Source organism: Providencia sp. PROV269 (assembly GCF_028477785.1).
Lineage (GTDB): Bacteria > Pseudomonadota > Gammaproteobacteria > Enterobacterales > Enterobacteriaceae > Providencia > Providencia rettgeri.
On sequence record NZ_JAMPLV010000007.1, the window covers coordinates 288,952 to 303,722 of the forward strand.

16 protein-coding genes are annotated in these 14,771 nt (G+C 38.0%); 9 read left to right on the forward strand and 7 right to left on the reverse strand.

Going from position 1 to position 14,771, the window contains the following annotated elements:
- Window positions 1-8 precede the first annotated feature (8 nt).
- Window positions 9-1,361 carry a tRNA lysidine(34) synthetase TilS gene (gene tilS / locus PR683_RS13315; RefSeq protein ID WP_110731774.1) on the forward strand — a complete coding sequence of 451 codons (1,353 nt, stop codon included), beginning with the start codon at window positions 9-11 and terminating at the stop codon, window positions 1,359-1,361.
- A gap of 63 nt (window positions 1,362-1,424) precedes the next feature.
- Here the strand turns inward: tilS and rof are convergent, their stop codons facing one another.
- Entirely contained in the window at window positions 1,425-1,688 is a 264-nt protein-coding gene (gene rof, locus PR683_RS13320; protein WP_004908806.1) for a Rho-binding antiterminator, read from the reverse strand.
- A 271-nt stretch (window positions 1,689-1,959) separates the two neighbouring features.
- On the opposite strand from rof, the gene nlpE reads away from it, so the two are divergent.
- The 7 genes from nlpE to chbG all read left to right on the forward strand — a co-directional run bounded on the left by nlpE (window position 1,960) and on the right by chbG (window position 8,297).
- Entirely contained in the window at window positions 1,960-2,616 is a 657-nt protein-coding gene (gene nlpE / locus PR683_RS13325) for an envelope stress response activation lipoprotein NlpE (protein WP_272581816.1), read from the forward strand.
- Between the two features lie 371 nt (window positions 2,617-2,987).
- Window positions 2,988-3,308, forward strand: a complete 321-nt coding sequence (locus tag PR683_RS13330; protein ID WP_004908810.1) for a PTS sugar transporter subunit IIB — start codon at window positions 2,988-2,990, stop codon at window positions 3,306-3,308.
- A 115-nt stretch (window positions 3,309-3,423) separates the two neighbouring features.
- Complete coding sequence (gene chbC / locus PR683_RS13335; protein ID WP_036957985.1) at window positions 3,424-4,782, forward strand: PTS N,N'-diacetylchitobiose transporter subunit IIC; 1,359 nt, start codon at window positions 3,424-3,426, stop codon at window positions 4,780-4,782.
- 44 nt (window positions 4,783-4,826) lie between these two features.
- Window positions 4,827-5,174, forward strand: a complete 348-nt coding sequence (gene chbA / locus PR683_RS13340) for a PTS N,N'-diacetylchitobiose transporter subunit IIA (RefSeq protein WP_004908815.1) — start codon at window positions 4,827-4,829, stop codon at window positions 5,172-5,174.
- 10 nt (window positions 5,175-5,184) lie between these two features.
- Window positions 5,185-6,051, forward strand: a complete 867-nt coding sequence (gene chbR / locus PR683_RS13345) for a transcriptional regulator ChbR (RefSeq protein ID WP_109911813.1) — start codon at window positions 5,185-5,187, stop codon at window positions 6,049-6,051.
- 108 nt (window positions 6,052-6,159) lie between these two features.
- The gene (locus PR683_RS13350; protein WP_109911821.1) at window positions 6,160-7,512 is read left to right on the forward strand and encodes a 6-phospho-beta-glucosidase; all 1,353 of its coding nucleotides are present in this window, start codon (window positions 6,160-6,162) and stop codon (window positions 7,510-7,512) included.
- A 35-nt stretch (window positions 7,513-7,547) separates the two neighbouring features.
- Window positions 7,548-8,297: a chitin disaccharide deacetylase gene (gene chbG, locus PR683_RS13355; protein WP_196723988.1), complete on the forward strand. Its 750-nt coding sequence runs from the start codon at window positions 7,548-7,550 to the stop codon at window positions 8,295-8,297.
- 62 nt (window positions 8,298-8,359) lie between these two features.
- Here the strand turns inward: chbG and proS are convergent, their stop codons facing one another.
- From proS to metN, 6 genes are all read right to left on the reverse strand, one after another.
- Window positions 8,360-10,078 (reverse strand): proline--tRNA ligase, encoded by a 1,719-nt coding sequence (gene proS / locus PR683_RS13360; RefSeq protein WP_004908825.1) that lies wholly within the window; start codon window positions 10,076-10,078, stop codon window positions 8,360-8,362.
- 99 nt (window positions 10,079-10,177) lie between these two features.
- Window positions 10,178-10,897: a tRNA (N6-threonylcarbamoyladenosine(37)-N6)-methyltransferase TrmO gene (tsaA, locus tag PR683_RS13365; RefSeq protein WP_109911815.1), complete on the reverse strand. Its 720-nt coding sequence runs from the start codon at window positions 10,895-10,897 to the stop codon at window positions 10,178-10,180.
- Between the two features lie 7 nt (window positions 10,898-10,904).
- Window positions 10,905-11,306 carry an Rcs stress response system protein RcsF gene (rcsF, locus tag PR683_RS13370; RefSeq protein ID WP_004908829.1) on the reverse strand — a complete coding sequence of 134 codons (402 nt, stop codon included), beginning with the start codon at window positions 11,304-11,306 and terminating at the stop codon, window positions 10,905-10,907.
- 122 nt (window positions 11,307-11,428) lie between these two features.
- Complete coding sequence (locus tag PR683_RS13375) at window positions 11,429-12,250, reverse strand: MetQ/NlpA family lipoprotein (RefSeq protein ID WP_004257378.1); 822 nt, start codon at window positions 12,248-12,250, stop codon at window positions 11,429-11,431.
- 59 nt (window positions 12,251-12,309) lie between these two features.
- Window positions 12,310-12,963, reverse strand: coding sequence for a methionine ABC transporter permease MetI (gene metI, locus PR683_RS13380; RefSeq protein ID WP_004257375.1), 654 nt, complete (start codon window positions 12,961-12,963; stop codon window positions 12,310-12,312).
- Window positions 12,956-13,987, reverse strand: coding sequence for a methionine ABC transporter ATP-binding protein MetN (gene metN / locus PR683_RS13385; protein WP_004915275.1), 1,032 nt, complete (start codon window positions 13,985-13,987; stop codon window positions 12,956-12,958). Before metN ends, metI begins: the two co-directional genes overlap by 8 nt.
- Before the next feature lie 168 nt (window positions 13,988-14,155).
- Here metN and gmhB point away from each other — a divergent pair, with 168 nt between their 5' ends.
- On the forward strand, window positions 14,156-14,722 hold the full coding sequence (gmhB, locus tag PR683_RS13390) for a D-glycero-beta-D-manno-heptose 1,7-bisphosphate 7-phosphatase (RefSeq protein WP_272581817.1): 567 nt from the start codon (window positions 14,156-14,158) through the stop codon (window positions 14,720-14,722).
- Window positions 14,723-14,771 lie beyond the last annotated feature (49 nt).

A 14,771-nucleotide genomic window follows, 5' to 3' on the forward strand; every position in this document is an offset into this window, starting at 1 on the left:
GCGAATAAATGTCACAGCATTCGCAAGTCATTGTTGATAGGGTTCTTAATAAAATAAGCGGTATCGAAAAAATTCTAGTGGGATTCAGTGGTGGTATTGACTCAACAGTTTTATTACATGCACTTTATCTTATTCGAAAGAAACAGCTTCCTCTATTAGAGGTTCGCGCTATTCATATTCATCATGGGTTGAATAGAAAAGCAAATGAATGGGAGCAGCATTGTGCTCAATTGTGTTTACAGTGGGACATTCCTTTCATTTGCCGACACGTAGTGGTTGATTCAAGCCAAAAAGGTATTGAAGCAGCGGCACGAGATGCCCGTTATCAGGCTTACCGAGAAGAATTACAAGAAGGTGAGGTGCTAGTTACGGCTCAACACCTTGATGATCAAGCAGAAACTTTCATGTTAGCGTTAAAGCGTGGTAGTGGGCCAGCAGGGTTGTCTTCAATGCCTGAACAATTAGCGTTTTCAGCATGTTGCGGTTCAACATCGCTGCTACGACCATTACTCTCAACACCCCGTATAGCGCTAGAAGCTTATATGCAAGAGCAGCAATTATCGTGGGTTGAAGACGATAGTAACCAAGATGATCGTTATGATAGAAATTTTTTACGCCTGAATATCATGCCTGTTTTGACTGAGCGTTGGCCGCATTTTTCTAGTGCAGTTGCCCGCAGCGCAGCGTTATGTGCAGAGCAAGAAACATTACTTGATGAGTTATTAAAGGATTCCCTTGATGAAATGATGGATTATCGAGGGGGGCTATTTATTGATGACTTGAAAGCCTGTTCATCAGCAAAACGCAATGCACTTATTCGCCGCTGGATTGGTCTGCATCAGCTACCAATGCCACCATTTAACCAATTGGAACGTATTTGGCAAGAAGTGGCGTTAGCTCGGCAGGATGCGGATCCTATTTGCCGTTTAGGGCAATTCGAAATTCGCCGTTATCAAGGTACGTTGTGGGTTGTTAAGCGCATTAATAGCTTAGCTAATCAACAATTTGAATGGATTTATCCTGAGGCTTTTGAGTTACCTGAATCCTTAGGAATTTTACAAATTATGGAAGGTGAGGGGCAAATACGTCCACCATTTTCACATGAAAATGTGACGGTTCGTTTTGGGCTGCAAGGCACGCTCAATATTGTAGGACGGCATCGTTCCAGAAGCAGTAAGAAGATCTGGCAAGAATTAGGAGTAGCTCCATGGATGAGAGAAAGAGTGCCTCTAATTTATTATAACGACCAGCTCATTACTGCGGTGGGGTGTTTTATTACTCCTGAAGGAATGGCTGATGAAGCGACTCTTGGTATTGCTATTGATTGGCAAAAAGAGAGTGAATTTAAGGTGTTGAGTTAATGAGAAGCCCCTTATGACTGTGATTACCATAAGGGGCCATAGAAGGACTCAAAATAGCGAGTATTAGTGAGAGTGGTCGACAACAATCGTGCCGATTTCTGGATGACTGAAGGAAATTATGCAATCCAATCTTAACTCCTTGGTTCCTTCATGTGTCTCAACAATCAGGTACTCAACTTTTTTTCGTAGGAGTAAATCATTGGCCTGCCCCTCAATATTCACGCCGTCATTAAGTGCTATTTGCAATTTTAGCTGACGTTGGCATGCGATTTCTAGATATTCGTAATCATCACAATTGATAGGTTGATATTCAGTATCTGTAGACATATTCCCTCACCACTGTGTTAGTGGCGGTTATTGCCGCCTTGAACATGTTGTACCAAGCAAAAATGTGCTTAGTACGATAATAGCACAGTAACTTTAATAACTATAATCACAGCACTGGGAAAAAGACAATTCTTATTCACCAAATCAATGCATAACGTATTTTATCAGTAATGTCCGAATTTTCTTATGTTTACCATATTTTTATTAGATGAAATGCTATGATGTTTATATTGGTTAATAAGTTAAAACACATGGTTTTAAGGGAATTATAATGAAAAAATCACTAATGTTAGTCTTAATGGCGGTTGGAAGCATTACGTTAGCTGGCTGTCAGAGTGCGACAAAAAATATTGATCCAGCACCAGTCGATAAAGTATATACAGGCGTTTTACCTTGTGCAGATTGCTCTGGTATTGAGGCGACATTGTTAGTTAACCAAGACGGTAGTTATGTTGAGCAGCTTGTCTACTTAGGAACGAAAGATGGTGATACTGCTTTCCATGATACTGGTAAATGGAATATAGAAAATAATAAATTACGTGCAACGAATCCTAAAGGTGAGAGCACTTATTTTGCTCAATCAGCAGATGGCCAATCAATGACCTTACTGGATTTAGATGGTAACCCGATTGAAACACAGATGAATTATACATTAGACCAAGTTAAGCCAAGTAAAAAAGTGGGGCAATACCGCTATATGGCAGATGCAGCTGTATTCACAGAGTGCGCTAGTGGTCGTCAATATGCAGCTTCTGGTATCGAATTAGAAAAAGCGTATGGAGAAACGGGTGTAGATGGTGGTACGCCAGTCTACGCTGAAATTGAAGGTTATTATACCATTCGTCCTTCAATGGAAGATGGTCAGTTCGACTCAGCATTAGTACCAACAGGTACAATTAAATTCGACAAATCGGCTTCTTGTAACTAATTCGTATTTTTTCCTTTCTTAAAAGACCCACTTCAGTTGAAGTGGGTCTTTTTCTTTCGGACTCCTAAATTATCGACTAACGCCTCGTATTCTCTATCTTTAATTCATTTCTTATCATTATTTGACATCAGTATAACTTTTTTATTGACGCAAAATATTTATATAAATGTGAAGGTCGTCATAGCTGCTGGTCAATAGGAGACAATTGTTGCTCAGTTTGAATTATCGAAAAGGCTGGGAAGGCAGTATACTCAATTCAACTAGAGATAATTATACTCTTTAGCGTGTAGGGCTGAGTTATATGATAAGTCTATAAGAAAACTTATAAGTCACAGCGGTAATAAAAAATAGAACGAATTAAAGGATAAGGAATGAATAAGAAAAATATTTATCTATTTTGTTCTGCAGGTATGTCTACCTCACTGCTAGTTAACAAAATGAGACAGCAAGCAGAAAAATATGATGTACCTGTCAATATTGAAGCCTTCCCTGAAAGCTTAGCTTCAGAGAAGGGTGTAGATGCGGATGTAATATTGCTGGGCCCGCAAATCGCGTGGATGTTATCGGATATTCAGAAATTATTACCTAATAAGCCAGTTGAAGTTATTGATTCACTTTTATACGGAAAAGTGGATGGGCTTGGTGTACTAAAAGTCGCTGTTGCAATCATAAAACAACAATCGGCAAGCTAGTATCAAAAAGCTATTTACTACCTCTACAACATAATAACTCCATCGACATGAACGCTATTAATACAACGTAATTAGTTAAGAATGGAGCACACTCAAAAAAATTGAGGGTAATTTTATGAGTCTTTTTATCACTTCGCTTGAAAAGGTTCTCCTTCCATTCGCAGTTAGATTGGGAAAGCAACCTCATGTTAATGCAATAAAGAATGGTTTTATTCGAATTATGCCTCTGACATTAGTTGGGGCAATGTTTGTGCTAATTAATAATGTTTTTCTGAGTTTTGATACAGGGTCTTTTTTCTATTCTTTGGGCGTTAGACTAGAACCCTCAACGATAGAAACACTAAATGGCTTTAAAGCCATCGGTGGAAATGTTTATAACGGGACATTGGGGATAATGTCCTTAATGGCACCTTTTTTTATTGCAATGGCACTGGCGGAAGAACGTAAGGTGGATCCTCTAGCGGCTGGTTTGTTAGCCGTTGCATCTTTCATGACAGTAACACCTTATGACGTCAATGGTGCTTATGCTGTTGGTGCTAACTGGCTCGGTGGGGCAAATATCATTTCAGGGATCATTCTAGGGCTAGTCGTTGCTGAAATGTTCACTTTTATTGTTCGCCGTAATTGGGTGATCAGATTACCCGATAGCGTACCTCCATCTGTATCTCGTTCATTTTCTGCACTTATTCCTGGTTTTATTATCTTATCCATTATGGGAATTGTGTCGTGGGCATTAAGCGGTATTAGTAGTAACTTCCATCAAATTATAATGGATACAGTATCAACACCACTTGCTTCTATGGGGAATGTTGTTGGTTGGGCATATGTTGTATTTACGTCTCTACTATGGTTCTTTGGTATTCACGGTTCTCTCGCATTAACCGCATTAGATAGTGGCATAATGACCCCATGGGCATTGGAAAACGTGTCTTTGTATGCTGAATATGGCTCAGTTGACGCTGCGATTGCTGCGGGTAAGTCTTTCCATATGTGGGCAAAACCGATGCTTGATTCCTATGTGTTCTTAGGTGGAACCGGTGCTACATTAGGATTAATTATTGCTATCTTTATTGCATCACGCCGTGCCGATCATCGTCAGGTTGCGAAATTAGCATTACCAGCGGGTATTTTCCAAATTAATGAGCCGATTATTTTTGGTCTACCCATTATTATGAACCCAGTAATGTTTATTCCATTTATTCTTATTCAGCCTTTATTGGCGGGAATAATGGTCGCGGCTTATTATCTAGGGATTATCCCGCCAGTGACGAATATTGCACCATGGACAATGCCTACTGGGCTAGCTGCATTCTTCAATACAAATGGTAGTATTGCCGCTTTATTACTTGCATTATTTAACCTTGGTGTGGCCGTACTCGTTTATCTTCCATTTGTTGTGATTTCTAATAAAGCACAAAACACAATTGATGAAGAAGAAAGTGAAGAAGATATTGCTAACGCACTTAAATTTTAAAATAGGGAGGAGCTTGCTCCTCTCATTAAAATAGAGATAAAAATATGTTTGAGCTTAATGATATCCAAGAAAATGCCACTACGGATGAACTTGAAGAAGTTGTCATGGGACTGATTATTAATGCAGGGCAAGCAAGAAGCTTAGCTTACACCGCATTAAAAAAAGCGAAAGAAGGTGATTTTGTGACCGCAAAAAGTTTAATGGCGCAATCTCATTCCTCGTTGAATGAAGCTCATAAAGTGCAAACTCAGTTAATTGAAAGTGATATGGGGGAAGGGCGAATCAAAGTAAGCCTAGTCCTAGTTCATGCGCAGGATCATTTAATGAACGCAATGTTAGCCCGTGAATTAATTACAGAGTTAATTGAATTACATGAAAAACTAAACCATTAGAGAGAGGGTCATGATGCAGACACTGATGAATAGAACCGACACTAATGCTGAAATTAAACTAGTTCAAGAAAGTGAACTTTTTAATAATAAAACCTTTCATGTCTTTATTTATAATAAAGTTGAGAGTGCAAGTGGACTGCATCAACATGATTATTATGAATATATGATCGTTTTAACGGGGCGTTGTTATCAAATAATTAATGGAAAAAAAGTTTTATTAGAACGAGGAGATTTCATTTTTCTTCCAATAGGGTCTTATCACGAAAGTGCTTATGATTTTGGGCCAACACGAATATTGAATGTGGGTATCAGTAAATCATTTTTTGATAAACATTACTTACCACTATTACCAAGTTGTTTTGTTGCATCACAGGGTTATCAATTGAAAAATGAGTTTATGGCTTATATAGAATCCGTAATCGCATCATTAAATTTTCGTGATAGCGAATTTAATGAATTTATTGAGTTAGTTACATTTAATGTAGTAAATCGATTACGCCATTATCGTGAAAAAAGTATGCGAGATGATGCACCGCAGTGGTTAAAAAGCACATTGGAAGAAATGCATGATATCGCTATGTTTAGTGAGAGAGCTCTACAAAATATGATTTCTATAACGGGAAAATCACAAGAATACTTAACCCGGGCAACAAAAAGATATTATGGCAAAACGCCAATGCAGATTATTAATGATATCAGAATTAACTTTGCTAAAAAGCAACTTGAAATAACTAATTATTCAATTACAGATATTGCTTTTGAATCAGGTTATAGCAGCCCAAGTTTATTTGTAAAAAAATTTAAAGAGCTAACTTCATTAACACCGAGTGATTACAGAAAAAATCTATTTAGCGTTGAACAAAAAATGGTAGGTTAAATTATTATCTAAATAAGCTTTCCATTACTAAAATCTCTAGCATACCCATCTTTATATATAAGGATGGTGTGCTTTTCTATGTCTATTATAAAGGTCCATGAGGTTAATATGACTCGGAAATTAAAAGTTGTTACTATTGGAGGGGGGAGTAGCTACACTCCTGAATTACTGGAAGGTTTTATTAAACGTTACCATGAATTACCTATTACTGAATTATGGTTAGTGGATGTCGAAGAAGGTAAAGAAAAATTAGATATTATCTATAATTTATGCGAACGCATGGTTAAGCATGCCAATATACCTCTAAAGATATTTAAAACACTGGATAGGCGAGAAGCATTAAAAGATGCTGATTTCGTCACGACTCAATTAAGAGTTGGGCAATTAAAAGCGCGTGAATTAGATGAATCGATCCCTTTAAAACATGGTTATTTGGGACAAGAAACTAATGGTGCTGGTGGTTTATTCAAAGGGTTACGAACAATACCTGTGATTTTTGACATTATCAAAGATGTTGAAGAAATTTGCCCGAATGCTTGGATAATTAATTTTACTAACCCTGCTGGTATGGTGACTGAGGCTGTTTATCGGCATACTAATTTCACACGCTTTATTGGTGTTTGTAATATCCCTATCGGTATGAAAATGTTTATTACCGACGTTTTAAAACTATCTGATAGTGATGAATTATCTATCGATTTATTTGGTTTAAACCATATGGTTTTTATCAAAGATGTTATTGTAAATGGCTCATCGAGGTTTAATGAATTATTAGAGGGTATTGCCTCTGGAACGTTAAGTGCCAATTCAGTTAAAAACATTACTGACCTTGCTTTTGACGAAGGTCTAATTCGCGGGTTAAATCTGATCCCATGTTCCTATTTATTGTACTATTTTAAACCTAAGGAAATGCTAGCGATTGAGCTGGGTGAGTATTATAAAGGCGGTGCTAGGGCACAAGTCGTGCAAAAAGTTGAACATCAACTATTTGAACTATATAAAAACCCGACATTAGATGTAAAGCCTAAAGAGCTTGAATTAAGAGGTGGGGCTTATTATTCAGATGCAGCTTGTGAAGTCATCAATGCGATATACAATGATAAGCAAACGGAGCACTATGTTAATATTCCACATCATGGACATATCGATAATATTCCTGAAGACTGGACTGTCGAAATGACATGTATATTAGGTCGTGATGGTGCGAAACCGCACCCACGGGTAAAACATTTTGATGATAAAGTACTTGGTTTAATTTATACCTTAAAAAACTTTGAGATTGCGACTAGCCAAGCTGCAGTAAATGGTCAGTTTAATGATGTTTTATTGGCGATGAATTTAAACCCATTAATTCATTCTGATAACGATGCGCGTTTAATTTCTAAGGAATTACTTATCGCCCATAAAAAATATCTACCCAACTTTGCTAAAGCAATACAACAGCTTGAGCAAGAAGGTTAATTAGCCAGATAGCTTATAGAATTAAGGGAGAGCATATGGCTGTACTACTTATTGTAAATGCTGATGATTTTGGGCTCTGTGAAGCTGTCAATTATGGTATTATTGAATCTCATCGTAATGGGATAGTTCATTCAACTAGTGCGATGATGAATATGCCAGCAATATCCCATGCAGCTAAATTAAGCCAAGAAAATCCGAACTTAGCGGTGGGCATGCATTTTGTTTTAACTGCAGGAAAGCCCTTCTCATCAATGCCTACACTCAGCCGTGATGGAATGTTGGGGAAATGGCTTTGGGATATTAATGATTTACCATTGATTGAGATTGAACAAGAGCTAAACTTGCAATATCAAAAGTTTATCGAAATTTTTGGTCAAAAACCTAGCCATATTGATAGCCATCATCATGTCCATATGATTGAAGGTATTTTTCCAATTGTAGTTGCTTTCGCCCAAGAGAAGGGAGTTGCATTACGCGTTGATCGTCAATTAGAGAAGAATTGGCCACCATTATCATATCAAGTGGTGAGTACGGACTGTTTTAGTAGCGAATTCTATGGTGATGAAATTTCAGAAACACTGTTTTTGAAGATTATTAATGAAGCTAAGGTACAAGGTAATAGATCTATTGAAGTTATGAGCCATCCTGCTTTTATTGATAATGCACTATTAAAAAGTAACTATGCATATCCACGTTTAAATGAATTGGAAGTTTTAACATCTGAAAACTTAAAATCACAAATTTTGGCACATGGCTTTAAGATTGGTTCGTACCGAGACATCTAAAGAAAAAGCCCAAATTCAAAGTAACCTAAATTTGGGCTTTATTTTCTAGCTTTTAACCTGTTTTATTTACCGAGCTTACCTTTTAGGAAGCTAACAATATTTTCTAAACCAACAAGTTCTTTATCATCACTTCGGCGTGATTTATATTCAATTTGGTTGTTGTCTAAGTTACGGTCACCAATAACGATAGTATATGGAACACCAATCAGCTCCATATCGGCAAACATCACACCAGGGCGCTCTTTACGGTCATCGAAAATCACATCAATACCGTTTGCTTTTAAGTCAGTGTAAAGTTTTTCTGCAACCTCTTTAACACGATAAGATTTGTGCATATTCATTGGTAAAATAGCCACTTGGAACGGAGCAATTGCATCCGGCCAAATAATTCCTCGGTCATCATGGCTTTGTTCAATGGCAGCGGCAACAATACGCGTTACACCAATACCATAACAACCCATGGTGACGATTTGGTTATGGCCATCTTCATTTTGGACTGATGCTTTCATTGCTTCTGAGTATTTAGTGCCTAATTGGAAAATGTGGCCAACTTCGATACCGCGTTTAATTTGTAGTACGCCTTTACCATCAGGGCTTGGGTCGCCTTCAACAACGTTACGTAAATCAAAAGCTTCTGGTAACGCTAAATCACGTTCCCAGTTGATGCCAAAATAGTGTTTGCCATCAATATTTGCGCCAGCACCAAAGTCGCTCATTACTGCAACGCTACGGTCGATAACAATCGGTAGAGGCATATTGACAGGGCCTAAAGAACCTGGGCCTGCATTCACCGCATTTCTGATTTCAGCTTCAGTGGCAAATTCTAATGGGCTAGCCACTAAAGGGTGTTTTTCTGCTTTGATTTCATTTAATTCATGGTCGCCACGAATTAATAAAGCGACTAAAGTGTGCCCTGAATCTTTTTTCGCGTGGACAATCAATGTCTTAACAGTTTTCTCAACAGGTAAATTGAATTGTTCGACAAGCTCTGCAATTGTTTTTGCATTTGGCGTATCAACAAGCCGCATTTCTTCTGTTGGAGCGCCACGAGGTGTTGTTGGTGCTAATGCTTCTGCGAATTCAATGTTAGCAGCATAATCAGATTCGGTAGAGAAAATAACGTCATCTTCACCATTTTTTGCTAATACTTGGAATTCGTGGGATGCGCTACCACCGATAGAGCCTGTATCAGCTTGAACAGCACGAAAATCAAAACCAATCCGCGTGAAAATTTTGCTGTAGGCTTCGTACATTGTATCGTAGGTTTCTTGCAATGATTCTTGGCTAGTGTGGAAAGAGTATGCATCTTTCATGATAAATTCACGTGAACGCATCACACCAAAACGTGGGCGAACTTCATCACGGAATTTGGTTTGAATTTGGAATAAATTCAATGGTAGTTGTTTGTAAGACGTAATTTCGTTACGCACTAAATCGGTGATCACTTCTTCATGGGTTGGGCCGAGAACAAACGGGCGCTCACCACGGTCAACAAAACGCAGCAATTCAGGGCCATACTGTTCCCAACGTCCACTTTCTTGCCATAAATCTGCAGGTTGGACGACGGGTAAAGATACCTCTATAGCGCCTGCATTTTCCATTTCTTCACGAACGATGGTTTCTACTTTTCGCAGAACACGCACACCAGTGGGTAACCAGTCATACAGACCAGAGGCAAGTTTACGGATCATTCCTGCACGCAGCATCAGCTGATGGCTGATAACTTCTGCATCCGCAGGGGTCTCTTTTAGAGTTGAGAGCAGATATTTGCTAGTACGCATTGTATAGGTTCCATTAGAACAACAAGTTATGGCAAACGACTTATTTGCCAAGGTATATAGTGAGCTAGTCTACCAGTGACGAAGACTTGTCAAAAGGGGTTAAGGTGATTTTTCGTATGGTTCAATAGCGAATACTTCAGTCACACCATCAATTACTCGCCAACGAATATTAAAATCTAATAAATGGACTGCATAGTCACGTATTTCAGTAGATTGTTTTTTATATGCAGGGCGAGGGTCTTGCATTAAAACTTGTGAAATAAATTGTTTAATACCCGGGTACTGACTTTGATAAGTATTTAATACAGTTTCTGTATGTGGGGTAAATATAACCGGCATATTATCTGAAGGTGTTTCTTGCGCATACCCTGCAGTTGCAGTAGGTATTGCCTCAGCGAAAGGTAAATAAGGTTTTATATCGATAACTGGGGTGCCATCAACCAAATCAAGACTACCAAGCTCAAGGATCACTTGGTTATTTTTTATTGTTATTCCATGTAATTCAACAAGTGACATACCTATTGGGTTTGGTCTAAATGTTGAACGGGTTGCGAAAACACCCATTTTATCATTGCCTCCTAGTCTTGGAGGACGCACTAGTGGCTTCCAGCCATTTTTCATCGTTTGATGAAAAATGAATAAAACCCAAACGTGGCTAAATTGATTGAGACCTCGGACTGCATTTGGCTGGTTAAATGGAGAATTTAGATGTAAGCGTCCCGCACCTCCCTGAACAAGTCCAGGTTGGCGAGGGATCGCAAACTTTTCTTTATAAGGTGATTCAATGTGCCCAATAACATTAAACTGAAAAGATTGCATAAGATACTTATTCAACAATTTTTAATGCACTGCCTTCGCAAATAGTTGCCTGGTAACAACCTGGGGAGGTCATAGTTTGGCACTGGTGTAAAAGTACTGCATCAGCCGCAATATAGGCAGCCTGTGATAACATACTGTTTTTTGCGGTATTCAAATTTGCCGGAGGGCTTTGAACACTTTCTCGACAAGATTCCCCAGAAACAACACCTAAATCTTTGAAAGGCATCCCTAATAATTCTTCTGGACTATTCATTAATTTAACGTTTGCAGTGTTTGGTTTTGTCTCACTCGGTACAGGTTTAGACAATTTCATACTAGTGAAACCTTTATTTTGCCCTGGACTCGTGTATTGGTTAATTCCACACCCGGCTAACAAAAATGTCACCAAAGTGAGCAATAACAGTCTCATAATTATACCTTTCTTATATTATTCAAAATAATGCCGTTGTTTTATAGTCTATAAATTACAAAAAATACTAGACGGCGTTAAGCCGTCTAGTATTTTAATCGTTTTTTAAATAATAAAAAAGATTACCAGCCTTTAACTGCACCACCATCGAAGACTTCGTTAGCTTTATTTGCCACTTCATCTGATTGATATGCTTGAATAAATTTCTTCACATTTTCGCTATCTTTATTATCTTCACGAGCAACAATAATATTTACGTAAGGAGAATCTTTATCTTCAACAAATAAACCATCTTTTGCTGGGGTTAATTTAGGTGTAGCACTACTCGCCCAAGTAGTATTGATGATCGCTAAGGCAATTTTTTGGTCATCTAAAGCACGAGGTAATTGAGGTGCTTCTAACTCAACAAATTTCAGGTCTTTCGGGTTTTCAACCACATCTAAAACCGTTGGCATTAAACCTGTACCATCTTTTAATTTAATTAAACCTTGTTGTTGTAATAACAGTAATGAACGGCCTAAGTTAGTTGGGTCATTTGGTAACGCAATTTGTGAACCATCTGCAAGTTCATCAACTGACTTAATCTTTTTAGAGTAAGCCGCAATTGGATAAATAAAAGTATTTCCAACAGGGACTAATTTATAGTTACGGTCTTTAATTTGCTGATCAAGATAAGGCTTGTGCTGGAATGCGTTCGCATCGATATCGCCTTTACTTAATGCTTCGTTTGGTAAGACGAAGTCATTAAATGAAACAAGCTCAACATTTAAACCGTATTTTTCTTTAGCTACTTTTTGCGCGACTTCAGCAACTTCTAATTCTTTGCCCATGATCACACCAACTTTAATGCTGTTAGCATCTTTCTCTTTTTCACCACAACCAGTGAGAACGAGTGTGCCTAATAGCGCGCCGACAACTGCGATAGATTTTAATTTAATAGACATTGGTTTACCCCTTTAAAACGGACTTTATAAGCACCTCAACGGCGCCGCTATTTTACTAACTATCGATGTGAAACTTTTTTCATTAAATACTCGCCACCAAACTGAATTAGATTTACTAAAATGACAAGTAGAACAATAACGGTATTCATCACAACAGGGTTATAGGTCTGATAACCATATTGTAGTGCGATTTGGCCTAAACCACCGGCACCAACTGCACCACCCATTGCAGAATATCCGACTAACATAATTAACGTGATAGTGGCTGCATTAATTAAACTTGGTAATGCTTCAGGGATTAAAATCTTACGAATAATCTGAAGTGGAGTTGCCCCCATTGCACGAGCTGATTCAATTAAACCACTTGGAATTTCTAATAACGCATTTTCAACCATACGAGCAATAAATGGTGCGGCCCCAATAGTTAAAGGCACGATAGCTGCTTTTAAACCAATGGTGGTACCAACAAGAAACGACGTTAATGGAATAATCCAAACTAGCAAAATAATAAACGGTACTGAACGGAAAATATTAACAACAACCGCAAGAGCACGATATAAGCCAACATTTTCCATAACTTGATCTTTGCGCGTAATATAGAGCAACACGCCTAAAGGTAAACCTAAAACAAAACCTAAAAAGCCGGAAACAAAGGTCATTGTGATAGTGTCAATTGTGCCGTTAATCAGCAGATAAATCATTCTCTCAGACATAACCCAAAACCTCTACTTTCACGTGGTGCTCTTTCAAAAATGCAATTGTGGACTCAACGCCACCATTGATGCCATGTAGCTCTGCTAGCATCACACCAAATTTCACGCCGCCAGCGTAGTCAATTTGTGAACTTAAAATATTAATATCAATATCAAACTTACGTACTGCCATTGAAATTAAAGGTGCATCAACAGACTGCCCTGTAAATTCGAGCTTAAGTAATGGAGATAGGTCTTGACCTGGTTCTGTTTTCAATCGTTCTTTATAATCATCTGGAATATCAATGACTAATGTTGACTGTATAAATGCTTGAGCGACAGGTGTTTTTGGGTGAGAGAATACTTCGCTCACTTTATCTTGCTCGATTAATTGACCACCACTTATTACTGCAACTTGGTCACAAATACGTTTTACAACATCCATTTCGTGAGTAATTAATAAGATAGTTAGTCCTAATCGGCGGTTAATATCTTTCAACAATTCTAAAATTGAACGAGTTGTCGCCGGGTCTAATGCACTTGTAGCTTCGTCACATAGCAATACTTTAGGGGAATTAGCTAATGCGCGAGCTATAGCTACACGTTGTTTTTGTCCGCCGGATAAATTCGCAGGATAAGCATCTTTCTTTTCACTTAAACCAACTAAATCTAGTAATTCATTCACACGCTCTTTAATTTTTTCTTTAGGCGTATTATCAAGCTCTAAAGGTAGAGCAACGTTATCAAAAACAGTGCGTGAAGATAACAAGTTAAAATGTTGAAAAATCATGCCAATGCCGCGACGTGCTCTCGTCAAGGTTTTTTCAGTCATCGACGTTAAATCTTGCCCATCAACAATAACTTGGCCTGAAGTTGGGCGCTCAAGCATATTTACGCAACGAATAAGCGTACTTTTACCTGCACCTGAAGCACCAATAACGCCATAGATCTGACCAGCAGGCACATGCAAGCTAATATCAGTAAGTGCTTGAATGTTACGGCTTCCTTGCTGGAAAACTTTATTAATATTTGAGAGCTTTATCATTTATAGTTTCTAACTTTATCTGAATTGTTTTTAGATAGTGTATCTAATAAGGTTGGATGTTAAGGCGTCTAGACGTCTAAGTCAATAAAGATTGTTCTATTTATTCTATTCTCCTTTTATTTCTTTTCATGAGATACTAAAAAAATACTAAATTTTAGGAGCAAACAGGTGAGTAACGGGATCCCAGCAGTCTTTTTAGATAGAGATGGAACAATTAATATCGATCATGGCTATGTGCATAAAATTGATGACTTCGAATTTATCGAAGGGTCAATTGAAGCAATGCTTGAATTAAAAAAGATGGGCTATGCATTAGTTATCGTAACCAACCAGTCAGGTATTGGTCGGGGAATTTATACAGAAGACCAGTTTATGCAACTAACAGAATGGATGGATTGGTCATTAGCAGATCGCGGTATTGACTTAGACGGTATTTATTTTTGCCCCCATCATACTGAAGCTACAGTAGAAGAATATCGCCAAGACTGTAATTGTCGTAAACCAAAACCTGGAATGCTATTAGATGCACAAGACTTTTTAAAGATAGATATGGCTTCATCCATTATGGTCGGTGACAAACTGGCTGATATGTTAGCAGGTAAAGGTGCTAACGTCGGTACGACCGTATTAGTAAAAAGTGGCGAGCCAGTCACAGATGAGGCAATTAATAATGTAGATCTTGTTATTAATAGTATTGCCGAACTGCCAGAAGCACTAAAAAGAATCAAAAAGTAGTCGTTTTGTGTGGTAAATAGGCAGTTAGAAAAAAAATGTAAAAAAACAC

Excerpts from the sequence above, each read along its gene's own strand:
- rof (WP_004908806.1), bottom strand. The coding sequence starts at position 1,688 with ATGTCTACAGATACTGAATATCAACCTATCAATTGTGATGATTACGAA.
- tilS (WP_110731774.1), top strand. The coding sequence starts at position 9 with ATGTCACAGCATTCGCAAGTCATTGTTGATAGGGTTCTTAATAAAATA.
- PR683_RS13375 (WP_004257378.1), bottom strand. The coding sequence starts at position 12,250 with ATGTCTATTAAATTAAAATCTATCGCAGTTGTCGGCGCGCTATTAGGC.
- metN (WP_004915275.1), bottom strand. The coding sequence starts at position 13,987 with ATGATAAAGCTCTCAAATATTAATAAAGTTTTCCAGCAAGGAAGCCGT.
- chbA (WP_004908815.1), top strand. The coding sequence starts at position 4,827 with ATGTTTGAGCTTAATGATATCCAAGAAAATGCCACTACGGATGAACTT.
- rcsF (WP_004908829.1), bottom strand. The coding sequence starts at position 11,306 with ATGAGACTGTTATTGCTCACTTTGGTGACATTTTTGTTAGCCGGGTGT.
- PR683_RS13350 (WP_109911821.1), top strand. The coding sequence starts at position 6,160 with ATGACTCGGAAATTAAAAGTTGTTACTATTGGAGGGGGGAGTAGCTAC.
- proS (WP_004908825.1), bottom strand. The coding sequence starts at position 10,078 with ATGCGTACTAGCAAATATCTGCTCTCAACTCTAAAAGAGACCCCTGCG.
- nlpE (WP_272581816.1), top strand. The coding sequence starts at position 1,960 with ATGAAAAAATCACTAATGTTAGTCTTAATGGCGGTTGGAAGCATTACG.
- tsaA (WP_109911815.1), bottom strand. The coding sequence starts at position 10,897 with ATGCAATCTTTTCAGTTTAATGTTATTGGGCACATTGAATCACCTTAT.
- chbR (WP_109911813.1), top strand. The coding sequence starts at position 5,185 with ATGATGCAGACACTGATGAATAGAACCGACACTAATGCTGAAATTAAA.
- chbG (WP_196723988.1), top strand. The coding sequence starts at position 7,548 with ATGGCTGTACTACTTATTGTAAATGCTGATGATTTTGGGCTCTGTGAA.
- metI (WP_004257375.1), bottom strand. The coding sequence starts at position 12,963 with ATGTCTGAGAGAATGATTTATCTGCTGATTAACGGCACAATTGACACT.
- PR683_RS13330 (WP_004908810.1), top strand. The coding sequence starts at position 2,988 with ATGAATAAGAAAAATATTTATCTATTTTGTTCTGCAGGTATGTCTACC.
- chbC (WP_036957985.1), top strand. The coding sequence starts at position 3,424 with ATGAGTCTTTTTATCACTTCGCTTGAAAAGGTTCTCCTTCCATTCGCA.